Below are 22,684 nucleotides of genomic sequence, written 5' to 3'. Positions count from 1 at the left end.
GAGATGAGAGTCATTTGAAATTGTTCCAAATGGAACAGTTTCAAATTAACCGCTTTCGCTCCCCTCCGGGCCCGAACGAGCCAGATCGCCGAGCACCGCCGGACATCGGACGGCAGACCGCGGTCCCCGGGGGCATCTCGCCCCCGGACCGGCGTCAGGACGGGTCTTTGAAGTAGACGAGCTGGTGAGTCGTCGCCAGGAGCGTGTCGCCGGACCAGATCTCGCCGTACTGGTCGAAGTGCCCGTGGCCGAAGCGGGCGGCCTTCGCCGTCGCGAGGACGTGGGCACAGCCGTGCGCCGCCAACTCGTCGGCGGTCGCATGGAAGTACGTGGTCAGCGAGATGGTCCCGGCCGGCATGTACGTGCCGTGCCGCAGGAACACCCGCGGGAAGAAGACGTCGGTCATCGCCGTCAACGAGGGGAAGTCGAGCGGTCGATCCGGTCGGTCGCGGAGCCAGAGCGTCGACGTCGAATCGTCGGCCCGGCCGACGTCGAGCCCGCCGACCACGAAGCGCTTGTCGTAGTTCTTGGCCCACTCGATGAACTCGACGTACTCGCTGGGCGCCACCTCCTCGGGCGCGGGCGCCGCGGGCGGTGCGGACTCGGTGTCGGCCCATGTGTCGCGGACGATGCCGAACACCGCGGTACCGGTGGCGACGATCTGCTCGTCCTGCACGATCGTGAACGTCCAGTGCTGGTTGGTGCGGTTGGTCCGCACCGGCGACGACTCGAGCCGCCAACTCCCCTCGGCGATCGGCGCGGTGTAGTTGACGGTCAGCGCGAGCGGGTCGCCGAGCACGTCGGGGTGCTCGGCGATGCCGCGGACGACGGCCGCGGCCGTGATGCCGCCGAACGGGCCGACCATGTTGTTGTACGCGGGGTGGGTCTGAGCGGTGCGCACCCCGTCGGCCGCGGGGCCGACCGGGGTCGACGCGATCGCCTCGTCGAAAACGTGAGTCATGTCGCGACGGTAGCAGAATGATCGTTCTACATACGAGTAGTATGTGGTCATGGCCACCCCTCCCGTCCGCGACCGACTGCTGATGTCGGCCATCACCCTGCTGCGCAGCAAGGGCGCCGACGGCTTCGGCATGTCGGAGCTGATGGCCCACAGCGGGGTCGCCCGCCGGTCGATGTACCAGCACTTTCCCGAGGGAAAGGCGGAGCTGCTGGAAGCGGCGACCGCCGAGGCCGGCCGGTTCGCGGGCGCGCTGCTGGCCCGCGCACTGGCCGACATGCCCACCGTCGCCGGGCTCACCGCCGTCGCCGAACAGTGGAAGCGCATCCTGGTCGACAGCGACTACGACCTCGGCTGCCCGCTGGTCGCGGCCGCAACGGCCGCCGCCGAGTACCCGGCGGCCGCACACCGGGCCGCGGCGGCCTTCGCCGACATGTCGCGCCAGGTCGCCGACGCCTTCGCGCGAGACGGGCTGCCCGCCGCCCAGGCCGCGCATGCTGGCGAGATGCTGGTCGCCGCCCTCGAAGGCGCCATCATCACCGCTCGCGCACAGCGGTCCACCGCGCCGCTCGATGCGCTCGTGGCACACGTTCACGACACGTGGGGACGTCCGGCCGACGAGTGAGGTCCCTCACCGATCGATGCACGCCGCTTTCCGATTCTGTACAAACGTACATGTACATCCGTACAGAATTGGGCGGCGAGCGACTCGGGAGGAACCGTGGCCAGACAGGACCCGCAGGCGCGGCGCGAAGCGATTCTTGAGGCGGCCGCCGACCTGGTGGTCGAATCCGGCCCCAATCGGCTCACCCACCGCCGGGTGGCCGAGCGTGCCGGCGTCCCGCTGGGTTCCACCACGGCCTACTTCACCTCGATCGACGATCTGCGCACCCAGGCGCTGGAGAAGTTGGCGGCCGAGATCGACGCCGACCTCGCGATCGTCGAACGGGGGCTCGCCGACTCGCAGGGGTCGATCGAGACCCTGGTGGAGCAGATGCACGAGTATCTGACCGACGGCCGGAAGGTCGCCGCCGACGTCTCGCTGATGTCTGCGGCCGCATTCGACCCAGACCTGCGCGAGCTCTCCCTGCGCTGGCAGAACCGGCTGATCGAGATCCTCACCGGCTACGTCGGCCCCGACAACGCTCTCGGGTTGGCCGTCCTCGCCGACGGCGTGACCGTCCACGCGGCCCTGCACGGGACCGCGATCTCCAAGACCACCCTGCACACCATCGTCGCGCCCTTCATGGCGCAGGAATGACGTCCACCATGAGCACCCTCTCGCCCACCGACACCGGGCCCTCGACCCGCCGCGCCTGGATCGCGACCGCGGTGCTGAGCGCCAGCCTGCTCGTGATCGTGATGGACATGACGATCCTCAACATCGCACTGCCCGCGATGTCCGAGGAACTGCGCCCGAGCGCCGATCAACTGCTGTGGATCGTCGACGTCTACTCGCTCGTGCTCGCCGGCCTGCTGGTCCCAGCGGCCTCCCTCGCCGACCGTTGGGGCCGCAAGCGCATGCTGCTGGCCGGCTACACCGTGTTCGGCGGCGCCTCGCTGCTGATCCTGGTCGCCGACACGGCGACCGCGGTGATCGGCGTGCGGGCCCTGCTCGGCATCGGCGGCGCCTTCATCATGCCCGCCACCCTGTCGATGATCCGGATACTGTTCACCGACCCGCGCCAGCGCGCTCGCGCACTGGCGGTGTGGGCGTCGGTCGCCGGCCTCGGCGCCGCGATCGGCCCGCTGATCGGCGGCTTCCTGGTCGAGCACTTCTCCTGGCAGTCGGCCTTCCTGGTGAACGTTCCCCTGATGGCGCTGGCCGTGGTCGCCGGCGTCCTCCTGCTGCCGGAGTCCCGTTCGGCCGATCCCGGAGTGTGGGACTGGGTCGGCATCGCGCTGTCGTTCTCCGGGATGGTGCTGCTGATGTGGTCGGTGAAGCACTTCGGTGCCGAGTCGACCCTCGCGAGTCCCGGAGGCTGGGCCGCCTTCCTGGGCGGCGTCGCCCTGCTGGTCCTGTTCGTGCGCCGCAGTCGGCGCCAAGAACGACCGATGCTCGATTTCGGCCTGTTCGGCAGCCGCGTCTTCACCGGCGGCATCATCGCCGCGCTCGGCTCGATGTTCGCGATGGCCGCCGCCCTGCTGCTGCTCGCACAGTGGCTGCAGGCGGTCGAGGGAAGCTCACCGATCCGCGCCGGCCTTCAGCTGGTACCGCTCGCGCTGTCGGCCGCGGTCGCGTCGTTGGCGGCGCCCGCACTGGCTGAACGCATCGGACCGCGCGCGGTCATCGTCGGCGGCATCGCGGCGGCCGGTCTGGGCATGATCGTCGTCTACCTGGTTCCCGGCGAGCTGCACTACGCCTCGGCCGTGGTGTCGCTCTGTCTGGTCGGCGTCGGGATGGGCGCACTGGCCATCGGTTCGGCGCTGATCATGTCGGGCAGTCCCGAGGATCGGGCAGGCAACGCCGCCGCGATGGAGGAGACGTCGTACGAGCTCGGCAGCGTCGTCGGCGTCGCCCTGCTCGGCAGCATCGCCGCGGTGCTGTACCGCAGCCGCCTGGACGCCTCCGGGCAACTCGACGCCCTCGACCCGCGTCTGCACGAGGCCGCCCGCGAGTCGATCGGCTCCGCCGCGGGCGTCGCCGAGCAGCTTCGCCTCCCCGAGCTGGCCGACGAAGCCGGCGCCGCATTCACCGAATCGATGCAGGTCACCAGCCTCACCGGCGGGCTCATCATGCTGGCCGTCGCCGCCGCCGTCTACTGGGTGGTCCCCGCGAGCACGCGGCTGTAAGTAATCGAGTAGCCCGCGAACGAAGTGAGCGAGCGTATCGAGATGGCCCAGTCTCGATACGCCGTCTCGCTGCGCTCGATGGCTACTCGACAACCCTGAAACCGCACGCCCCAGCCGACGCCCCAGACACCTCGCGCAACCCGCACCCCAGGCACCTCGCGCAGCTCACTTCCCAGGCTTATCGCGCAGCCCAAGCGCCTCGCGTAGCTCGCTTCCCAGGCTCATCGAGTAGCCCGCGAACGAAGTGAGCGAGCGTATCGAGATGCCTCGATACGCCGTCTCGCTGCGCTCGATGGCTACTCGACAACCCTGCAACGGCACGCCTCAGCCGACCACACGCATCGCGCAGCCCGCACCCCAGACACCTCGCGCAGCTCACGTCCCAGGCTCATCGAGTAGCCCGCGAACGAAGTGAGCGAGCGTATCGAGATGGCCCAGTCTCGATACGCCGTCTCGCTGCGCTCGATGGCTACTCGACAACCCTGCAACGGCACGCCTCAGCCGACCACACGCATCGCGCAGCCCGCACCCCAGACACCTCGCGCAGCTCACGTCCCAGGCTCATCGAGTAGCCCGCGAACGAAGTGAGCGAGCGTATCGAGATGCCCCAGTCTCGATACGCCGTCTCGCTGCGCTCGATGGCTACTCGACAACCCTGAGGCGACACGCCCCACCTCCGAGCTGGGTCGGCCACCACTCTTGACATCTCAATGTGATCCACTCTACAGTGCAAACATAAGTAATTACTTATGTTTGGCTTGCGGCGGGCGATCGGCCCGCACGAAGGGAACGGATCTCCCATGGCACAACTCAAGCGGACCATCGGTCCGATGACACTGGTCGCGGTCGGGGCCGCGGGCATCATCGGATCGAGCTTCCTCTACCTGACCAGCCAGTTCTTCTCGAACTTCGGCCTCGGCGGCACGCTGATCGGCATGATCCTGGCGACCGTCTTCGCCAGCTGCGTCGCTCTGGCCATCAGCGAGCTGACCTCGATGTTCCCGCGCGCCGGCGGAGAACTCGTGTTCAGCTACGTGGCCTTCAACCGCGGCGTCGGCTTCGCCGTCGGATGGCTGTTGATCAGCATCTTCACCGGAATCGTCGCCTTCTACGTGACGGCGACCGGCTTCCTCATCAGCACCGTCGCACCCGGGATGAACTCGATCCCGCTCTACTCCGTCGGCGGGAAAACGGTGTTCCTGCCGGTCCTGGCACTCGGCGTCGGCCTGATGCTGGTGATGCTCGCCCTCAACTGGTTCGGCGCGAGCCTCAGCTTCCGTCTCCAGTTGATGCTGTTCATCGCGATGCTCGTCATCGGCGCGGTCGTCATCGCCGTCGGTTTCGGTGCCGGGTCCATCGACAACTTCTGGCCGATGTTCGATTCGACGGTCACCGGCGACACCTCACCCATCGCACAGTCGATCACCTTCATCCTGCCCGCACTCGGCTTCCTCACCGGCTTCAGCATCGTCGCCGTGATGGCCGAGGAGGCCAACGTGCCCGCCGGCCGGATCGGCAAGATCGTCGTCATCGCCGTGATGATCGCCGGCGCCTTCTACGCCGCCATCTTCGCGGCCACCGGCTATGTCCTGCCCTGGCAGGAGACCGCGGCGCTCGACAGCGGCACCATCGAGGCCTTCAAGGTCGCCGGCTTCCCGATCATCTCGTGGGCCGCATTCGTGATCGGCGTCATCGGCATCCTCACCACCTTCATCGCCGTCTTCTCCTCGGTGTCGCGCCTGATCTTCTCGCTCGCCCGCGTCGGACTGCTGCCGAGCTTCCTCTCGCGCGTCGACGAGAAGACCGGCGCGCCGCGCCCGGCCCTGCTGTTCACCGCGGTCGTCGGCCTCGCCCTCGGCTGGATCGGCCCCGGCGGCCTGGTCTGGTTCCTCGACATCGGCGGCGTCAACGTCTCACTGGTGTGGATCTTCACCGTCGCCGCGTTCTACCGCATGCGTCGCAAGTACCCGAACCTGGAACGCCCCTACCTGGTCCGATTCTCCTGGGTTCCCGCAATCGGCGCGCTGGTCGGCGTCGGCCTGATCGTCGCCAGCCTGACGCCGGGCTCGTCGATGCAGCTGCTGTGGCCGGCCGAGTACATCATGATCCTCGCGACCTGGGGCCTCGGCGCCATCTTCTGGTTCGCCGCCCCGCGCAAGCAGACCGCCGAGGAGAGCCTGCAGGGACTGCTCGGCGAGCACTACGCCCAGTTGCAGGAGCCGACTCAGTCGTCGACGTCGTCGGCCACGCCCGCAACGACGGTCGACGCGCCGTGAAGGTACTGCTCGAGGTAGCCGATCACCATCACCTTCAGCTCTTCGACGAGCGCCATGTCGGGCGGATCGGTGGCGAAGGCACTGTCGATGACCTCGGTGATGGTGCGGACGACCACCCCGGCGACGGCGCGGGCACGCGCACCGCTCAGCTCCGGATTCAGCTCGCTGAGCCGCACGACGATCAGCTCGATCGCCCCGCGGGTCGACTCCTCGTCGATCTCGCGGAGGTCGATGCTGCTGCGGACGATCTTGCGGATCTCGACCGCGCCGGGAACGTCGAGCCGGAACTGGGCCAACCGGTCGATGACGGTGGCATACCACTCGCGCCAGTCGTCGCGCCCGAACCGCTGGGCCATCTCCTCGACGTAACCGAACCGCTCGTCCTCGAACTGCTGGGCCAGCTGGCGCACGATCGCGGTCTTGTCGGGGAAGTAGGAGTAGACGGTCGCCACGTTGACGTGGGCGCGTTTGGCGATGACGTTGGTGTTCACCGCATCCATGCCGTCCGTGACCAGCAGTTCGGCCGTCGCCTCGAGGATCGCCGCGAAGGTGCGTTTGCCTCGCGCCTGCGTCGGAATGCGAATTCCGTTCCCCGCGGCCGCGGCCCGTGTGGCTCCCACGCCGTCTCCCTCCCCGATGAACATGACAGTCATCAGCCTATCGAGACCGTCGGCACCGGCCGACGGCTCCCGCCCACCGGGAGCCCGACCTGCGGCGGTGGTCGGCGATGAGCCTGCCGCTGTCCGGGATCCGCGTGGTGGACCTGACCCAGTACATCGCCGGCCCGTACGCGACCATGCTGATGGCCGACGCCGGCGCCACCGTCATCAAGGTGGAGTCCCCCGCCGGCGACGACACCCGTCGCATCGGCCCCTGGGTGCCCGCGGCCGACGGCGACGTCAGCGCCTTCCATCTGCGGATGAACCGCGGCAAGCAGAGCGTCGTCCTCGATCTCAAGTCCGACGACGGTCGTGCCGCACTGGCCTCGCTCATCGCGGGCGCCGACGTGCTGGTGGAGAACTACCGCGCCGGCGTCCTCGAACGCCTGGGCTTCGGTGCGGACCGGCTGAACCGGCTCAATCCCGGCCTGGTGTACTGCTCGATCAGCGGTTTCGGACACACCCCGTCGCCCGACCGCGACCGTCCCGCCTACAACACGGTGGCCGAGTTCGAGTCCGGCATCTACTCGCCGCCGCACCCGCGGGTTCCCGGTGATCTGCCCGGATCGATCGGCCTGCCGGTCGGCGACATGGTCCCGGCGCTCCACGCCCTGGCGGGGTTGAGCATGGCGCTGCTGCAGCGGGCGCGAACCGGCGCGGGCTCGCACGTCGACATCTCGATGTTCGACTCGATGCTCTCGCTCAACGAACTGCGCAGCAGTACCGCGATCAGCACCGACACCGACGCGGTGCCCGACGGCCGCGACTACTTCTGCCCGTACGGGGTGTATCCGACGCGCGACGGCCACCTCTTCCTCGACGTCACCACCGATCGGCAGTGGCGCGGCTTCTGCGCGACCATCGGTCGCCCCGACCTGGCCGACGACCCCGGACTGGCCACCGGGCCCGACCGGTCGGCCCGGTACGACGACGTCATCGGCGAACCGTTGGAGACCTGGCTCGCCGCTCGCGGTCGGGACGAGGCCTGCGCCGCCTTCCTCGCGCACGGCGTGCCCGTGGCGGTGCTGCGGTCTCCGGCCGAGGCCCTGCTTTCCGCGCAGTCCGCCGCACGCGGCATGCCGCTGCTCGTCGACGACGGGCACGGCGCTCAGGTGACCGTTCCCGCCAGCCCGATCCGGGTCCGTCCCTCGACGGCGCCGCACGACCCGATGCCACGACCGCACACCGCGGCCCGACTCGGCCGCGACACCCGCGAGGTGCTGTGCGCGTTCACCGATCTCGACCCGTCCACCATCGACCGCCTGTGCTCCGCGCAGGCCGACCTGTGAGGAGCTATCCGTGCCGGTACTGCAGACCATGGCGGGCCTGACCGGGCCCGCCGCCAGCGACGTCCTCGACGACCGCTGGGTGATGAACTACTTCGCCGCCGTCGGCGACTCCGATCCCCGCTACTTCGACAACCGCGGCGACACGCCTCTCCCCGCGCACGCCGCCTACGTCTCCCATCTCGAATGGGACGCGATCGACCTGCTCCACGAAACCCATCTCGAGGCGTTGACCCCGGCCGAGCGCGTGCGCGGGGTGCACTCGTTCAACTCCACCAGGCTGCACCGACCGCTGCGCTCGGGCGACGCGTTGTCGTCGACGGCCACCGTGGTCGGGGTCGAGCGCCGTCGCGCAGGAGCGAAGATCACCATGCGGATCGACACCGTCGACGACGCCGGGACCGCGGTCGCGACGTCGTACACGGCGACCAACTTCCTCGGCGTCGACGCCGACGGCGACGTGCTGCCGCCGGAGGTCCGGCTCTCGACCGCCGCCGCCGGCGCCGAACCCGTCCGCACCGAGGACATCGAGATCGGCCCGCTGGCGCCGTACGTGTTCTCCGAGTGCGCCCGTGACTACGGGATCATCCACACCGACCTGCAGGTCGCGACCGCTGCGGGCTTCCCCGGCCTCATCCTGCACGGGACCGGAAACATCGCCTACGCGGTGTCGTCGCTGACACGCCACGAATGCGGCGGCGACCCGACCCGCGTCCGCGGTTTCCAGGCTCGCCTCACCGGCATGGTGCTGTGCCCGTCGACGATGACCGTCCGCGTCTTCGACTCCACCGGTGACGGCGCCGTGCACTTCGACGTCCTCACCGACAGCGGCGAGGTCGCCCTCGCCGACGGCATCCTGCTGATCGGAGACCCGGCATGACCACCGACCCGACGCGGCCCGCTCCCGGCGACGACTACTTCCTCAGCGACTGGTTCACCCTCGACCGCGAGCACCTGCAGCAGTTCGCGTGGTCGACCTACCTGGACCCCGAGCACGTCGATCTGACCGTCAGCCACAACAATCCGCTCGGCGCCGACCTCGTCGACGGCTTCTGGCAGGTCAGCATGCTGCTCTACTTCCATTTCAAGTACGGCGCGGGCGGCGCCGACGGCGAGTACGGCTTCAACTACGGCCTCGACCGCGTCCGCTTCCCCGCCCCGCTCCTGCTCGGTCAGCGGATCCGCGTCCACTGCCAGATCCTGGCCGCCGCCGATCATCCGTCCGGCACCCTCGTCACCACCCGCAACACGATGGAGGTCGAGGGGCAGGAGCGCCCGTGCATGGTCGCCGACCTCCTCCTACTGCGCATCGCGCCCCAGCTCAACCAAGGAACCACCCGATGATCCCGCACCTGCCCACCGTCCCCGACTACCTCGCGCACTGGGCGCAGCACACGCCCGACGCACCCGCCGTCGTCTACCGCGACCAGACGCTCACCTACGCGGAGCTGGCCGTCGAGGTCGACCGCGTCGCCGCCGCGCTGCTGGCCTCCGGGGTGCGCCCCGGCGATCGGGTCGCGGTGCTGGCCAACCCCAGCCGCACGTTCTGGCTGACCTTCCTCGGGTCGCTCTCGATCGGCGCGGTGTGGCTGGGCCTGAACCCGAAGTACCGGCTCCCCGAGCTGGCGTACAACGTCGACAACAGCCGACCGTCGCTGCTGATCGGCATGGGCCGGTTCGGCGACCAGGACTTCGCGCCGACGCTGTCGGCGTTGGCCGCCCCGCACGGGTTGTCGCCGATCGTCTTCGACGCGCCCGCCGCCGAGGGCGCCGAGGACTGGGACGCCTTCCTGGCGCGCGGCACCGCGGTCGACGCCGCTGCGCTCGCGGCGGCCCGCGAGGGCATTCGCGCGGACTCCCCCGCGCTGATCGTCTACACCTCCGGCAGCACCGGCCGCCCCAAGGGCGCGGTGCTCGGGCACGGCGGGCTGGCGCGCAGCTTCGAGATCCAGGCGCACCGCGCGCCCGTCGCGCCGCTGCGCGTGGTGGCGAACCTGCCGATCAACCACATCGGCGGGGTCGGCGACCTCTGCTGCACCCCGCTGATCCAGGGCGGGACCATCGTCTTCCAGGACGTCTTCGACGCCCGCGCGATGCTCGACTCGGTGGCCGAGTACGGCGTCAACGCCTTCATGCAGGTGCCGACCACGCTGAAGATCCTGTTCGAGCGTCCCGACATCGACTCCTTCGACCTGTCGGGCCTGCGGTACGTGAGCTGGGGCGGCGGTCCGCTGCCCGCGGACATCATCCGGCGTCTGCGCAGCCGCGACCTTCACGTCGGCACCACCTACGGGATGACCGAGATCACCGGCTCGGTGACCTACTCCGACCTCGACGCCGACGTCGAGCAACTGGCGAACACCGTCGGACGGCCGATCCCGGACATCGAGTTCCGGCTGGTCGACGAGCACGGCGACGAGGTCGCGCCCGGCCAGACCGGCGAAGTCCTCGTCAAGCACCCGGGGCTGCTGCTCGAATACTTCGACAACCCCGCCGCGACCGCCGATTCGTTCACCGCCGACGGCTTCTTCGCCACCGGCGACGTCGGGCTGATCCGCGCCGACGGCAACATGCAGTTGGTGGCGCGGACCAAGGAGATCTTCAAGTCGGGCGGCTACAACACCTATCCGCGCGAGATCGAGCTGGTCCTCGAGGAGCATCCGGCCGTGCGTCTGGCCGCCGTCGTCCCGGTCAAGCACCCGGTGTTCGACGAGGTCGGAATCGCCTACCTGGAGGCCGACCCGGCGCAGGTCGGCGACGACGAGCTGGCGCAGTGGTGCCGCGACCGGCTGGCGAACTACAAGGTGCCCAAGGGGTTCGTGATGATGGACGCGCTCCCGCTGCTGCCGGTCGGCAAGGTGGACCGGATGGCGCTGCGGGCGATGGCCGCCGATCGATTCGCGGACGCGTTCGCGAGCTGACGCGGCACCGAATGCCTCACGCGCGGGCGATGTTTCACGTGAATCAATGCCACGACGATGCATCGCCCGCGCGGCCGTCGTCGAGGTGGCATGGTGGGACGATGACCTCCGCTCACGCCGCCCTCGCCCGCCGCGCCTACGAGTCCCTCGAGCCCTTTCATGTGCTCGCCTACTTCAATCCGGGGCTCGGCAGCGCCCAGGAGTCCCTCGGCATCGATCCGCACGCGTTCTATGTCGGCGCCCGGGCCCGGCCGCTCGGCGAGACCACCGGCGCCGTGGTCGCCGCCGCCTTCTACAACTTCTCCCCCGACCTGATCGAGGCGTCATGGGAGCGGGCCGTCGCCGTCGGCCTGGACGCGATCGACGCCGCGCGCTACGCGATGCTCGACGAGCAGTACCGCGCCATCCTGGGCACGGCCTGCGACGACCTCGCGCCGCTGCTGCCCGAGTACGAGGCCGTCGTCGCCGACCTGCCGCGTTCCGGTCGGCCCCTCGGTGCGGCGTGGGCGGCGAGCCCCGCACCGAGCGAGCCGCACCTGGCGCTGTGGCGTCACCTGTCGATCCTGCGGGAGTGGCGGGGCGACAACCACATCGCCGAGCTCGTCAGCCACGGCCTCGACGGCATCGACGCCGGCGTCTTCCACGAGGCCCAACTGCCCGATCCGGCCGTGCCGCGGCGGGTGATGGGGCGGCGGATGTTCCAGCTGACCCGCGGATTGTCGGACCAGGACTGGGCCGGCGCCCTCGACCGGCTGGCCTCGCGCGGGCTGGTCGAGATCGAGGGCGACAGCCACCGTCTCACCGCCGCCGGTTACGAGCTGTACCGGCTGCTCGAGGATCGGACCGACGAGGTCACCGGCGCGAGCCTGCCCGCCGGATTCGGTGATCTCATCGACCGGACCCGCCCGTTCGTCAAACCGATCCTCGACGCCGGCGTCCTGCCCGGAACCAGGAAGAAGGCCTGATCACGGCTTCCACGAACCGCCTTCCTGCCGGGTGGCGTGGTTGACGCGGTTGTAGAAGTTGATCGTGGAGATGGCGACGACGAGGGCCGCGAGCTGCGCCTCGTCGAAGGCCTCGACCGCCCGCTCCCACAGGTCGTCGGAGACGGCCTCGGGCTTGATCGACAGGTGCGTCAGCTCCTCGGTCATCTCCAGTGCGACGCGCTCGGCCTCGGTGAAGTACGGCGAGTCCCGCCACGCGCCCACCGCGAACAGCTTCTCGTCGCTGACGCCGAACCGGCGCGCCAGCCGCCAGTGGCCGTCGAGGCAGGTGCTGCAACCGTTGAGCTGGCTGGCGCGCATGTTGACCATCTCGCACAGATCCTGCGGGAGGCCGGTGTCGGCGACGGACTTGTGCATCGCCATCAGGGCGTCGAAGACGCCGGGCAGAAGCATGGCGGGGTTGGTCATCCGAGCGGTCATGGTGGTTCTCTCCTCGTGTCTGGGCCGGTGCGATCACCGGACTGTCACAGGCGAAGCATTCGCTCCCCTCACCCATATGACGCGACAGCAGACAAGGATGTGACACATGGACGAAGAGATCTTCACCGCGGCGCGCCCGCAGCTCCTGGGGGTGGCGACCCGGATCCTCGGCTCGGCCGCCGACGCGGAGGAGGCGGTGCAGGAGGCGTGGATTCGCAGCGCCGCGGCACCGGCAGACCTCGAGCGCCCCACCGCGTGGCTGACGACGGTCGTCTCGCGGATCTGTCTGGACATGCTGCGCGCCCGCCGTGACAGTGCCCCGATCGATGCCGTCGAGCCCGTCGATCCGATGCCGGGTCCGGAGGCGCAGACCCAATTGGCCGACGCCGTCGGCGCCGCACTGGGCGCAGTGCTTGACTCCCTGGGCCCGGCCGAGCGGGTGGCGTTCGTGCTGCACGACGTGTTCGGCGTCCCCTTCGACGACGTCGCGGTGATCCTCGGCAAGACGCCGGCGGCCACCCGTCAGGTCGCCGGCCGGGCGCGTCGTCGTGTCGCCTCGCCCGAGCCGGCGACCGGTTCGCGGCGGGCCGACGCCGTCGACGCCTTCCTGTCGGCGTCGCGCGACGGCGACTTCTCCGCGCTGGTCGAGCTTCTCGATCCCGACGCCGTCTTCCGGACGTTCACCGACGACCAGCCGCCCGCGCTGGTGCATGGCGGGCCGGCGATCGCGGAGGCGTTCATGTTCCGCGCCAAGACCGCGCTGACCGCGACGCTCGACGGCAAGGTCGGCATCGCCGTCCCGGTCCCCGGCGCCCGCGACGGCCGGTTGCTGCTGGTCATGGACGTCTCGTTCACCCCGCAGGGGCGGATCTGCGGCGTCGACGCGACGCTCCGCGCAGCGGAGTTGGCCGTCGTCGAGGTGACGACCCTCTGACATTCCGCTCTGCGCCGGCGCCGTCGTCTCGATGCGCTCCCCCGCTCCGCTCCTCCGCTTACTCGACAACCCTAGGAACAGGCTGGTCGAGTAGGCGCCGGCCCTTTTCAGGCTGGTCGAGTAGCCACCGAGCGAAGCGAGGCGGCGTATCGAGACCCCCGCACCAATCGTCTCGATGCGCTCCCCCGCTCCGCTCCTCCGCTTACTCGACAACCCTGGAAACAGGCTGGTCGAGTAGCCACCGAGCGAAGCGAGGCGGCGTATCGAGACCCCGCACCAATCGTCTCGATGCGCTCCCCCGCTCCGCTCCTCCACTTACTCGACAACCCTAGGAACAGGCTGGTCGAGTAGCCACCGAGCGCAGCGAGACAGCGTATCGAGACCCCCGCACCAATCGTCTCGATGCGCTCCCCCGCTCCGCTCCTCCACTTACTCGACAACCCTGGAAACAGGCTGGTCGAGTAGCCACCGAGCGCAGCGAGACAGCGTATCGAGACCCCCACACCATCGTCTCGATGCGCTCCCCCGCTCCGCTCCTCCACTTACTCGACAACCCTAGGAACAGGCTGGTCGAGTAGCCACCGAGCGAAGCGAGACAGCGTATCGAGACCCCCACACCATCGTCTCGATGCGCTCCCCCGCTCCGCTCCTCCGCTTACTCGACAACCCTAGGAACAGGCTGGTCGAGTAGCCACCGAGCGAAGCGAGGCGGCGTATCGAGACCCCCGCACTCACTCCGACAGTCGCGCGGAAAGCCAGTCGACGGTCTGCATGCCGAACAGGTCGGTGCCCCAGCCGTAGGCGTCGGTGATGAACTTGACCATGCTGCAATCGGTCGGCTGGTAGTCGACCTTGCCGCCGCGGCTGCGCCATTCACGGGTCAGCTTGCGCGAGTCGGCGGCCGGCACCAGCGACATCGGCGAGTCGTCGGCCCGGCAGGAGGCGATGAGCGTGCGGACGCCCTTGGCCGGGGTGCCGCGGCCCATGATGTTGTCGTCGTACGCCCGCTGGAAGGCCTTGATGTTCGCCGGCGACTGCCCGCCCTTGAACAGGGTGTTCAGCGGCACCAGCGGCAGGGTGAAGTATGCGGGGGTCTGGCACTGGGTGCGGTAGTAGTCGGCGACCTTGCGGCCGGCGTCGGTGAGGTGGTCGTCGACGCGCATGTCCGGGTACGCCGGCTCCAGGCCGAGTAGCGTGGCCATGGCGAAGCCGGAGCCCACCGAGCCGTCAGCGGTCGCGATGAAGTTGCGGTAGTTGGAGACCATGCCTTCCATGACGGCGGCCTTGATGTTGAGCTCGGGCGCGTACTGGTCCTTCATCTCCAGCGCGTGCCCGGTGCCGACGCCGCCGCCGGCGATGCCGAACATGCCGATCGGCGCGGTCTTCGACAAACCGGCGTCGTCGACCGCCAGCGCGGCACGAAGCGCATCGAGGCTGGTCCGCGCGTTGTACTTGCCTGCGAACACCCCGTGCGGACGCGGATCGCCGTTGTTGCCGACGTCCGACATCACCACCGCGTAACCCTTGCCGAACATCTGGGCCAGCGGCCCCAGCGCCGACCACGATGCGCCGTCCATCGGATCGGCGCCGGTCCACATGGCCGACGGATGGCAGTTGCCGCCGACGCTGTCGTTGGCCATCTGGTAGCTGACGATCGGACGGTCGGCGTTCTTGCGGCCGTCGCGCGGAATCATGATCAGACCGGTGCTGATGTCGGGGGTGCCGTCGAGCGCGGTGGTGACGTACATGATCTTGTACGCGTCGACGTTGCCGGGTTGGAAGCCCATGAACTGGACCTTGACCGGCTTGGCCTTGAGCAGCGTGCCCGGCTTCTCCGTTCCGGTGAGCTTCGGCTCCCGGTAGAACGGGTCGGTGGACAGCAGCGGTTTGACGACCTCGTCGGGGGTGCCCATCCGCCCGGAGGTGAACGCCTCGACGACGAAGCCGTTGAAGACCTCGCCGAGTTGCGGCGTCCGATTGGGCGGGCCGGCGGTTGCCGGGGCGGCGATCAACGATGCCCCGACCACCGCGGCGACGGCGACGGCGATGAGACGACCGAGCGACTTCATTTGATCTCCACCTTCAGGGTCTCCAGCGCCGACTGCATCATCGGCAGGACATTCCAGATCGGCCGGTGCTGCTCCATCTGCGGATCGGCGGGCATCACCAGTTCGCGGCGCAGCTCGGGCCAGCGGTTCTCCACCTGGTACCGGTACTTCGGCAGCAGTTCGTCGGTGATGTAGGCCCAGCGTTCGTCGAACACCGACCAGTTCCACGAGGGCAGCGGCAGGGTGACCGCGACGGTCCGACCGTCGGCGGTCCGACCGGTGAACTGCAGCGGACGGTACGACCGCAACGGCGGGACGCCCGCGACCGACGGCGAGCCGGCGAGCGTGCTCGCGTAGGTCATGGCCTCGCCGACGTCGCCGCGGTAGGCCCGGACCGCGTCCCACTGCTTGTTGATGACGTCGCCCTGCTCACGCTTGAGCAGGCGCGCGTTGCCCGCAGCGATGCCGTCGGGCGTCTTGCTCGCGATCTGCTCCCAGGAGGTCATGATGTCGTCGGGGAACAGGCCCGCGCGGTGCATCTCGCGCAGGGCGGGCAGACCGCCGGTCACGTATGCGCGGTGCATGGGCATCAGGTCGCTGAAGATGTTCTTCTGCATGACCAGGATCGAGGCCTGGACGTGCTTGAGGTCGGCCGGGGTGATGGTCGCGCCGACGCGCGCCAGCGCACGCAGACCGCTGGGCAGCCGGTCGGTCGCCGGGCCGAAGGCCCGGTTGGTCTCGGTGACGATGGCGTTCGCGACCGGTGCCAGGCGAGTGAACTCGTAGACGCCGGTGGCGAGTTCGAAGTCGAGCAGCCCGCCGCCGAAGTCGGCCCCCACCAGGCCGCCCATGCCGGCCCACTGCAGTTCGCGGTGTTTGAGCTGCAGGTTCTTGTAGAACTGGTACGACTTGGCGAGATTGCCCCGGTTGGCGCTGACACCGGCCCGCGGGTTCCACGACTTGAGGTCGATGCCTGCGGCGGCCGTGGTGTCCGCGAGCCGGTACTGCAGCAGCAGCGCCTGGTACGACGTCGGCGCGACCCCTCGTTCGCGCGCCTCGTCGAGCAGGCCCTTCAGCACCTTCGGGTCCGTCGGCAGTTTCGGATTCACCCCGCCCGGTCCGTGCGCGGCGTCGCGGTTGACCATCGGCAGGTTCAAATACCGGTCGACGGCGCCGACGGCTCGCGCCTGCGGTGCCGTGGCCGCCGAACCGATCAGGAGCGCTGCCGCGGCGACCATCGCCGCACCGGCCTTCCACCTCGCCACTGCGCGCATCGACTTCACCGGTCACCTCCTGCGGCACCCGCCGCGCTGATACTGTTCAGCGGAGTCGTCTCATCCACTGATTCGGGTCAGTGAAACATCACGATGTCACATCACCAAATGGTCACATCGGACATTCGGCAGCTGGAAAAATGCCGCGTCACACAGCAAGTGGGCAGGTCAAACGTCGAATCGCCGCGCGACCACAGATCGTCGACGACGGCAGCGGCAACACCGCCGCCACGCCAAGTTCACTTGATCGACGGACAGCCGCAGCACGGGTGTCGGATGGTGGCGGTAGCCTTCGCCGAATCCCCCGGCCCGGCTCCCGGCGGCTCGTAGAGTTCGATCATGACCCCCACCACGCTCGACATCACCAACGAGGACGGCATCCTGCTGATCCGCCTCGACCGCCCCGACCACCTCAACGCCTTCACCATGACGATGGCCGCCGAACTGATCCAGACCTTCCGCGACGTCAACGACGACGACGCGGTCCGCGCGGTCATCGTCACCGGCGCCGGCCGCGCCTTCTGCGCCGGCATGGACCTCAACAGCGAAGCGGGCAATGCCTTCGGTCTCGACGACACTCGACGACCGACACTCGCCGACATGTCCGACCTCGACGACCCCCGGCTCGACCGCATCCGGGACGGCGGCGGTCGACTGACCCTCGCGATCCATGCCTGCCGCAAACCGGTGATCGCCGCGATCAACGGCGCGGCGGTCGGCATCGGCGCCACGATGACGCTGCCGATGGACGCTCGTTTGATCTCGACCCGGGGACGCATCGGCTTCGTCTTCGGCCGTCTGGGCATCGTCCCGGAGGCGGCGTCGTCGTGGTTCCTGCCGCGGATCGTCGGCTTGCCCACCGCGCTCGACCTCGTCTACCGCGCCGACGTCCTCGACGCCCCGGCCGCCCTCGACGCGGGTCTCGTGCAGAGCGTGCACGACCCCGAGGATCTCCTGGACGCCGCCCGCTCGCTGGCCGACGCCTGGACGAAGGGACGTTCGCCGATGGCCGTCGCCCTCGCCCGACAGATGCTGTACCGCAATTCGGCACGCGAGCATCCCGTCGAGGCGCATCGCATCGATTCGCTGGCGATGTTCTATACGAGCATCGGCGACGGCGCCGAAGGCGTGAGCGCGTTCCTCGAGAAGAGGCCGCCGGAGTTCACCTCGAAGGCCTCGCAGATGCCCGACTTCTATCGGGAGTGGATCGGCGAGTAGCGACCGGTCACCCGCGGGCGGAGGTCAGACCCGCGGCCCGGCCCCGGCGCCGGTAGTACGACTTGGCGCAGGCGTTCTGCTGGTGCCAGTACATCCGCAGCGCGGCCGGCAGCCGCGGAATCCAGAAGGCGTCCTCGATCGGCAGCAGCGGCGGCCGGGCACCGAGTTCGACGTCGGCCACCACGACGCCGGGCCCCTCACGGGTGTTCCGCGAGGCGAGCACGGTGCCGTCGGCGGCGACGATCTGGGTGGCGCCGACGAACGAGGTGGCGTAGCGGACGGTCGCGTCGATGCCGGGGACCAGCAGGAAGTCGGTGGTGAAGCCGCCGCAGTGCGACGCCTGCAGCACCGGGGCCCCGACGCGCCGCGCGAACTCGACGGGCGCCTGTTCGGACAGGTACCGGTTGTACTGGGCCAGCGGGCCGAGTGCGCGGTCGGTGATCGCGCCCCAGTTGGTCGGCACCGTCCACCAATGCGTTCCGGTCATCACCGCCTCGACCCCCGACAACCGCCGTGCGGTCTGGCTGCGGATCAGTTCCCAGCACACCGCGGCGCCCATCCGGCCCAGGCCGGTGTCGAAGACCCCGTCGTCGCTGCCGGGTCCGTAGAAGGCGTTCTCCCACATGGTCGGCAGGTCCTTGTCGTGCAGGTGCACGGCGCCGTCGGGCTCGAACAGGTGGTATCGGTTGTGGACTTCGCCGCGGTCGGCGATCAGCATGGATCCGCCGATCCGCACGCCGCGGGCGCGGGCGGTCGTGGCCAGCATCTCGACGGCGGCGTTCGTCGCCGGGAGCACGCTGCGATAGGTCTCCGGCCGGAACGGCAGCGGCGACGTGGCGAACTCGGGAATCGCGATCAGCGTGGCCCCGCGCCGAATCGCTTCGTCGATCGAGTTCTCCAGGCGTCGCAGGTTCTCGGCGACGTCCCCCACCACACCGGCCAGCTGCACCGCGGCGGCTCGGATCACGGTCGTCATGTCGTCTCCCTCGCACGTGTCGGTCGTTCCCATACGAATCATCGTCGACCGGTGCGGGCGCGTCGACGGCGGTGCGGCTCCAGGACACGGCCGGCGAGCGTCGGCATCGGGTTCCGATGTCCGAGTTCGGCCTCCCCGACATCCGGAATCGCGGATGATGAAGATGGCAACGTGTGATCTACACCTCACAGTTATCTGGACTAAGTACAATTTAGTGCGTACGATTGCCAGCACGACCACAACACGCCGAGCCAGCCCGTAGGAGCTGATCATGCCTTTCGAGGACAACACCCGCCCCCTGACCACCGCGGCGGGAGCACCCGTCGCCGACAACCAGAACAGCCTCACCGCCGGGCCCCGCGGACCGGTCCTGATGCAAGACGTCTGGCTGCTGGAGAAGCTCGCCCACTTCGACCGCGAAGTGATCCCCGAACGACGCATGCACGCCAAGGGGTCGGGCGCCTTCGGCACCTTCCGCGTCACCCACGACATCAGCCAGTACACCCGCGCCGACCTGTTCAGCAAGGTCGGCAACGAGTGCGAGACGTTCGCCCGCTTCTCGACCGTCGCAGGCGAACGCGGCGCGGCCGACGCCGAGCGCGACATCCGCGGCTTCGCGGTCCGGTTCTTCACCGAGCAGGGCAACTGGGACGTGGTCGGCAACAACACCCCGGTGTTCTTCCACCGCGATCCGCTCAAGTTCCCCGACCTGAACCGCGCCGTCAAACGGGATCCGCGCACCAACCTGCGCAACGCCGAGAACAACTGGGGCTTCTGGACCAACCTCCCCGAGGCCATCCACCAGGTGACGATCGTGATGAGCGACCGCGGCATCCCGCGCAGCTACCGGCACATGCACGGTTTCGGCTCGCACACCTTCAGCCTCATCAACGCCGCGGGCGAACGGAACTGGGTCAAGTTCCACTTCCGCACCCAGCAGGGCATCGAGAACCTGACCGACGCCGAGGCCGCCGCCGTGATCGCCGACGATCGTGAGTCGCACGGTCGCGACCTGTACGAGTCGATCGAACGCGGCGAGTTCCCCAAGTGGACCCTGTACATCCAGGTCATGCCCGAGGCCGACGCGGCGACGTATCGCTTCCATCCGTTCGACCTGACCAAGGTGTGGAGCAAGAAGGACTACCCGCTGATCGAGGTCGGCGAGTTCGAGCTCAACCGCAACCCCGACAACTACTTCGCCGATGTGGAACAGGCCGCGTTCACCCCGGCCAACGTGGTTCCCGGCATCTCCTTCAGCCCCGACAAGATGCTCCAGGGGCGGCTGTTCTCCTATGGCGACGCCGCCCGCTACCGCGTCGGCGTCAACCACCACCAGATCCCGGTCAACTGCCCGCATGCGGCCGCCGGCGCCAACACCTACCACCGCGACGGCGCCATGCGCGTGGACGGCAACCAGGGCGGGGTGCCCGGGGTGGAGCCGAACAACTTCGGCCGCTGGTCCGAGCAGCCCGAGTACGCCGATCCGGCGCTGGCCGTCGGCGCCGTCGCCGACCGGTTCGACTTCCGTGCCGACGACGACGATTACTACACCCAGGCCGGCGACCTGTTCCGGCTGATGACGCCAGAGCAGCAGCAGGCGCTGTTCGACAACACCGCTCGCGCCATCAAGGGCGCGTTGCCCGGCACCGTCGAGAAGCACATCGAGAACTGCACCCAGGCCGATCCGGCGTACGGCGCGGGCGTGCGCGCGGCGTGCGAGAAGCTGGGCGCCCTGTAGCAGTCGCCCTCGACCCCCTTCCTACTCTCGGGTAACAAGTGCTACCTTTCTGAGCACAGATCACAGCGGCGCCGGCGTACGATCCACGTCACGCTCGGCGCCGCTGTTCGGGTTCGGGGAGTGAACACATGGGTCGGTTCTGGCGGCGCGGGATCGCGCTGGTCGTTGTCATGTCGCTGTTGTCGGCGACCGGGATCCTGCTCGGCATCGGCCCGGCGCAGGCCGCCCCCGCCGCGCTCGGGATCAACCCGCCGCAGTGGACCAAGACCTACCAGTCGCCCCGGTACGCGGGAGTCAACGTGCAGGCCAGCGTCCCGATCCGGATGTCGGACGGGACCGTCCTGCGCGCCGACGTCTATCGGCCCGCCGACGCCGCCGGACGTCCGATCGCCGCCAAGACGCCGGTGATCGTCAACATGACGCCGTACAACAAGCTGATCAGCATGCTCGCGACCGCCGCCTTGAACATCCCGGGCCTCTCGCAGCCGGTGATCGACTTCCTGGCGAGCATCAATCTGTCGGGTACTCCGATCTCCGGCACCGAACAGCTCCTCAAAGTCGCCAAAGGCGGCCTGACCAGCTCGTTCTCGGTGGATCCGAAGCTGGTCCGCAGCGGATACACGCAGATCGTGGTCGACGTGCGCGGCACCGGCACCTCGCAGGGCGTCTGGGACGTCTTCGGCCCCCGCGAACAGAAGGACACCCTCGAGGTGCTGTCGTGGGCCCGCAAGCGGCCGTACTCGAACGGCGACCTGGGCATGTCCGGATACTCGTACTCGGCCATCAACCAGTTGCAGGCCGCCTCGAAGCGCCCGCTCGGGCTCAAGGCGATCTTCCCGGCCGCGCCGATGACCGACATCGTCGCCGACGTGGTCGCGCCCGGCTCCGGGTTCGGTGCCGGCTTCCTGGCGCTGTGGCTGACCACCGTCAACTCGCTGAAGATGATCCCCGACCTGCCGAGTCTGCTGCGCGGGCAGTTCGACCCGAAATGGCTGCAGTCGCGCGTGCAGGATCCGGCGGTCTTCTTCGACGCCTACCTGCAGGGTCTGCTGGCGCCGAGCACCGACGCGCTCAGCGGCCGTGCCCGCGAGTTGGTGCAGATGAACTCGGCGTACCGGAAGGCACTGACGACCGATGCGGCCGCCGTGCAGGTTCCGACGTTCGTCGTCGGCGGTTGGCAGGACCTGTTCACCAACATGGAGTGGCGGGCCCTCGACCAGCTCAGCGGCCTGCCGCTCGCCAAGAAGAAGCTGCTGATGAGCACCGGTCAGCACGTGACCAACGGGTGGGACACGCTGGGCCGCCCCGGGCAGCCGCCGAACTGGGGTGTGCTGCAGCGCGCCTGGTTCGACAAGTGGATCAAGGGCGTCGACAACCACGTCGATCGGTACGCCCCAGTCACCAGCCACCAGCTCGGCGGCGGCTGGGTGCAGTCGACGCAGTTCCCGCGCGCCGGGCAGGAGCATCGCCGGATGTACCTGACCTCGCGGCGCAGCGGCACGTCGCCGACGTCGCTGGCCGACGGATCGCTCTCACCGACGGCGCCGACCCGCAAGGCCACCTGGACGGTCGCACCCGGAATCACCACCCTGTGCTCGGGTGACACCAACCGCGACCAGATCGGCTTCCTGGCCTGGCTCGACGTGTGCAGCAAAGACAATCGAGTCGCCGAACGCGGGGCGCTGACCTTCACCTCGAAGCCGGTGCGACGCGCCACATCGATCAACGGGCCGATCAACCTGCACCTGCGCACCAAGGTCGACGCGCGCGACGGCTTCTACGTCGCGGTGGTCTCCGACGTCGCGCCGGGCGGCGCCTCTCGCGTCATCTCGACGGGCTCGATGACGGTGTCGCTGCGCAACCAGATGGTCGCCTCCCGTTCCGGTTTCGCGCCCAACGGCGACGTGGTGGACCCCTATTACGCCCTCGACGCGTTCTCGCGCGCGACGGTGAAGCCCGGTTCGGCGCAGACCCTCGACATCGGGACGCTCGGCACCGACGCGCTGCTCAAGCCGGGCCACCGCCTGCGGGTGAGCGTGTACGCGCTCAACGTCACGCGCGCGGTGTCGTTCGGTCCGATCAGCCACGACAGCGGCCTCAAGCCCGAACACGTGGTCCTCGACCCGGCGAACCCGAGTTGGCTGCAGGTGCCCAGCAACACCCCGCTCCCCTAGGTCTG

General features: G+C 69.0%; 19 protein-coding genes. 13 read left to right on the top strand and 6 right to left on the bottom strand.

The genetic code is table 11. From position 1 onward, the window contains the following. Nucleotides 1-154 precede the first annotated feature (154 nt). Nucleotides 155-961, bottom strand: coding sequence for an acyl-CoA thioesterase (locus tag AAFO60_RS15630; RefSeq protein WP_347957142.1), 807 nt, complete (start codon nucleotides 959-961; stop codon nucleotides 155-157). A 49-nt stretch (nucleotides 962-1,010) separates the two neighbouring features. On the opposite strand from AAFO60_RS15630, the gene AAFO60_RS15625 reads away from it, so the two are divergent. The 4 genes from AAFO60_RS15625 (at nucleotide 1,011) to AAFO60_RS15610 (ending at nucleotide 6,027) form a co-directional block, all read left to right on the top strand. Beyond that, a complete protein-coding gene (locus AAFO60_RS15625; RefSeq protein ID WP_347957141.1) occupies nucleotides 1,011-1,583 on the top strand; it encodes a TetR/AcrR family transcriptional regulator in 573 nt (190 codons plus the stop codon). 96 nt (nucleotides 1,584-1,679) lie between these two features. Next, nucleotides 1,680-2,219 carry a TetR/AcrR family transcriptional regulator gene (locus tag AAFO60_RS15620; protein WP_347957140.1) on the top strand — a complete coding sequence of 180 codons (540 nt, stop codon included), beginning with the start codon at nucleotides 1,680-1,682 and terminating at the stop codon, nucleotides 2,217-2,219. Between the two features lie 8 nt (nucleotides 2,220-2,227). Then, nucleotides 2,228-3,751, top strand: a complete 1,524-nt coding sequence (locus AAFO60_RS15615) for an MFS transporter (RefSeq protein ID WP_347957139.1) — start codon at nucleotides 2,228-2,230, stop codon at nucleotides 3,749-3,751. 800 nt (nucleotides 3,752-4,551) lie between these two features. Continuing rightward, a complete protein-coding gene (locus AAFO60_RS15610; RefSeq protein ID WP_347957138.1) occupies nucleotides 4,552-6,027 on the top strand; it encodes an APC family permease in 1,476 nt (491 codons plus the stop codon). Here the strand turns inward: AAFO60_RS15610 and AAFO60_RS15605 are convergent. Then, complete coding sequence (locus AAFO60_RS15605) at nucleotides 5,976-6,647, bottom strand: TetR/AcrR family transcriptional regulator (protein WP_347957137.1); 672 nt, start codon at nucleotides 6,645-6,647, stop codon at nucleotides 5,976-5,978. The genes AAFO60_RS15610 and AAFO60_RS15605 overlap by 52 nt on opposite strands. A gap of 107 nt (nucleotides 6,648-6,754) precedes the next feature. Here AAFO60_RS15605 and AAFO60_RS15600 point away from each other — a divergent pair, with 107 nt between their 5' ends. The 5 genes from AAFO60_RS15600 to AAFO60_RS15580 all read left to right on the top strand — a co-directional run bounded on the left by AAFO60_RS15600 (nucleotide 6,755) and on the right by AAFO60_RS15580 (nucleotide 11,858). Continuing rightward, on the top strand, nucleotides 6,755-7,975 hold the full coding sequence (locus AAFO60_RS15600; RefSeq protein ID WP_347957136.1) for a CaiB/BaiF CoA transferase family protein: 1,221 nt from the start codon (nucleotides 6,755-6,757) through the stop codon (nucleotides 7,973-7,975). A gap of 10 nt (nucleotides 7,976-7,985) precedes the next feature. Next, nucleotides 7,986-8,852 carry a MaoC/PaaZ C-terminal domain-containing protein gene (locus tag AAFO60_RS15595; protein WP_347957135.1) on the top strand — a complete coding sequence of 289 codons (867 nt, stop codon included), beginning with the start codon at nucleotides 7,986-7,988 and terminating at the stop codon, nucleotides 8,850-8,852. Next, nucleotides 8,849-9,316 carry a MaoC/PaaZ C-terminal domain-containing protein gene (locus AAFO60_RS15590; RefSeq protein WP_347957134.1) on the top strand — a complete coding sequence of 156 codons (468 nt, stop codon included), beginning with the start codon at nucleotides 8,849-8,851 and terminating at the stop codon, nucleotides 9,314-9,316. Before AAFO60_RS15595 ends, AAFO60_RS15590 begins: the two co-directional genes overlap by 4 nt. Then, a complete protein-coding gene (locus tag AAFO60_RS15585; RefSeq protein ID WP_347957133.1) occupies nucleotides 9,313-10,893 on the top strand; it encodes a class I adenylate-forming enzyme family protein in 1,581 nt (526 codons plus the stop codon). The genes AAFO60_RS15590 and AAFO60_RS15585 overlap by 4 nt, the downstream gene beginning before the upstream one ends. Before the next feature lie 101 nt (nucleotides 10,894-10,994). Continuing rightward, nucleotides 10,995-11,858 carry an SCO6745 family protein gene (locus AAFO60_RS15580; protein ID WP_347957132.1) on the top strand — a complete coding sequence of 288 codons (864 nt, stop codon included), beginning with the start codon at nucleotides 10,995-10,997 and terminating at the stop codon, nucleotides 11,856-11,858. Here the strand turns inward: AAFO60_RS15580 and AAFO60_RS15575 are convergent, their stop codons facing one another. Continuing rightward, nucleotides 11,859-12,317 carry a carboxymuconolactone decarboxylase family protein gene (locus AAFO60_RS15575; RefSeq protein ID WP_347957131.1) on the bottom strand — a complete coding sequence of 153 codons (459 nt, stop codon included), beginning with the start codon at nucleotides 12,315-12,317 and terminating at the stop codon, nucleotides 11,859-11,861. A 106-nt stretch (nucleotides 12,318-12,423) separates the two neighbouring features. On the opposite strand from AAFO60_RS15575, the gene AAFO60_RS15570 reads away from it, so the two are divergent. Beyond that, nucleotides 12,424-13,251 (top strand): sigma-70 family RNA polymerase sigma factor, encoded by an 828-nt coding sequence (locus tag AAFO60_RS15570; RefSeq protein WP_347957130.1) that lies wholly within the window; start codon nucleotides 12,424-12,426, stop codon nucleotides 13,249-13,251. Nucleotides 13,252-13,982: 731 nt separating this feature from the next. On the opposite strand, the gene AAFO60_RS15565 is transcribed toward AAFO60_RS15570, so the two are convergent. Together AAFO60_RS15565 and AAFO60_RS15560 are read right to left on the bottom strand one after the other, a co-directional pair. Further along, nucleotides 13,983-15,320, bottom strand: a complete 1,338-nt coding sequence (locus AAFO60_RS15565) for a lipase family protein (RefSeq protein ID WP_347957129.1) — start codon at nucleotides 15,318-15,320, stop codon at nucleotides 13,983-13,985. Continuing rightward, complete coding sequence (locus tag AAFO60_RS15560; protein ID WP_347957181.1) at nucleotides 15,317-16,573, bottom strand: hypothetical protein; 1,257 nt, start codon at nucleotides 16,571-16,573, stop codon at nucleotides 15,317-15,319. Before AAFO60_RS15560 ends, AAFO60_RS15565 begins: the two co-directional genes overlap by 4 nt. A gap of 339 nt (nucleotides 16,574-16,912) precedes the next feature. On the opposite strand from AAFO60_RS15560, the gene AAFO60_RS15555 reads away from it, so the two are divergent. Then, nucleotides 16,913-17,791 (top strand): crotonase/enoyl-CoA hydratase family protein, encoded by an 879-nt coding sequence (locus tag AAFO60_RS15555; protein WP_347957128.1) that lies wholly within the window; start codon nucleotides 16,913-16,915, stop codon nucleotides 17,789-17,791. A gap of 7 nt (nucleotides 17,792-17,798) precedes the next feature. On the opposite strand, the gene AAFO60_RS15550 is transcribed toward AAFO60_RS15555, so the two are convergent. Then, a complete protein-coding gene (locus AAFO60_RS15550; RefSeq protein ID WP_347957127.1) occupies nucleotides 17,799-18,767 on the bottom strand; it encodes a carbon-nitrogen hydrolase family protein in 969 nt (322 codons plus the stop codon). A 271-nt stretch (nucleotides 18,768-19,038) separates the two neighbouring features. Here AAFO60_RS15550 and AAFO60_RS15545 point away from each other — a divergent pair, with 271 nt between their 5' ends. Continuing rightward, entirely contained in the window at nucleotides 19,039-20,505 is a 1,467-nt protein-coding gene (locus AAFO60_RS15545) for a catalase (RefSeq protein ID WP_347957126.1), read from the top strand. Between the two features lie 128 nt (nucleotides 20,506-20,633). Beyond that, nucleotides 20,634-22,679: a CocE/NonD family hydrolase gene (locus AAFO60_RS15540; protein WP_347957125.1), complete on the top strand. Its 2,046-nt coding sequence runs from the start codon at nucleotides 20,634-20,636 to the stop codon at nucleotides 22,677-22,679. Nucleotides 22,680-22,684: the final 5 nt, after the last annotated feature.

The organism is Gordonia aichiensis (assembly GCF_039946255.1).
Classification (GTDB): domain Bacteria; phylum Actinomycetota; class Actinomycetes; order Mycobacteriales; family Mycobacteriaceae; genus Gordonia; species Gordonia aichiensis_A.
This window is presented reverse-complemented; position numbering and strand designations above follow the sequence as displayed.

Bases quoted from the DNA above. Each gene is read 5' to 3' on its own strand.
- AAFO60_RS15630 (WP_347957142.1), bottom strand. From the start codon at position 961: ATGACTCACGTTTTCGACGAGGCGATCGCGTCGACCCCGGTCGGCCCC.
- AAFO60_RS15625 (WP_347957141.1), top strand. From the start codon at position 1,011: ATGGCCACCCCTCCCGTCCGCGACCGACTGCTGATGTCGGCCATCACC.
- AAFO60_RS15615 (WP_347957139.1), top strand. From the start codon at position 2,228: ATGAGCACCCTCTCGCCCACCGACACCGGGCCCTCGACCCGCCGCGCC.
- AAFO60_RS15610 (WP_347957138.1), top strand. From the start codon at position 4,552: ATGGCACAACTCAAGCGGACCATCGGTCCGATGACACTGGTCGCGGTC.
- AAFO60_RS15600 (WP_347957136.1), top strand. From the start codon at position 6,755: ATGAGCCTGCCGCTGTCCGGGATCCGCGTGGTGGACCTGACCCAGTAC.
- AAFO60_RS15590 (WP_347957134.1), top strand. From the start codon at position 8,849: ATGACCACCGACCCGACGCGGCCCGCTCCCGGCGACGACTACTTCCTC.
- AAFO60_RS15585 (WP_347957133.1), top strand. From the start codon at position 9,313: ATGATCCCGCACCTGCCCACCGTCCCCGACTACCTCGCGCACTGGGCG.
- AAFO60_RS15580 (WP_347957132.1), top strand. From the start codon at position 10,995: ATGACCTCCGCTCACGCCGCCCTCGCCCGCCGCGCCTACGAGTCCCTC.
- AAFO60_RS15575 (WP_347957131.1), bottom strand. From the start codon at position 12,317: ATGACCGCTCGGATGACCAACCCCGCCATGCTTCTGCCCGGCGTCTTC.
- AAFO60_RS15570 (WP_347957130.1), top strand. From the start codon at position 12,424: ATGGACGAAGAGATCTTCACCGCGGCGCGCCCGCAGCTCCTGGGGGTG.
- AAFO60_RS15565 (WP_347957129.1), bottom strand. From the start codon at position 15,320: ATGAAGTCGCTCGGTCGTCTCATCGCCGTCGCCGTCGCCGCGGTGGTC.
- AAFO60_RS15560 (WP_347957181.1), bottom strand. From the start codon at position 16,573: ATGCGCGCAGTGGCGAGGTGGAAGGCCGGTGCGGCGATGGTCGCCGCG.
- AAFO60_RS15555 (WP_347957128.1), top strand. From the start codon at position 16,913: ATGACCCCCACCACGCTCGACATCACCAACGAGGACGGCATCCTGCTG.
- AAFO60_RS15550 (WP_347957127.1), bottom strand. From the start codon at position 18,767: ATGACGACCGTGATCCGAGCCGCCGCGGTGCAGCTGGCCGGTGTGGTG.
- AAFO60_RS15545 (WP_347957126.1), top strand. From the start codon at position 19,039: ATGCCTTTCGAGGACAACACCCGCCCCCTGACCACCGCGGCGGGAGCA.
- AAFO60_RS15540 (WP_347957125.1), top strand. From the start codon at position 20,634: ATGGGTCGGTTCTGGCGGCGCGGGATCGCGCTGGTCGTTGTCATGTCG.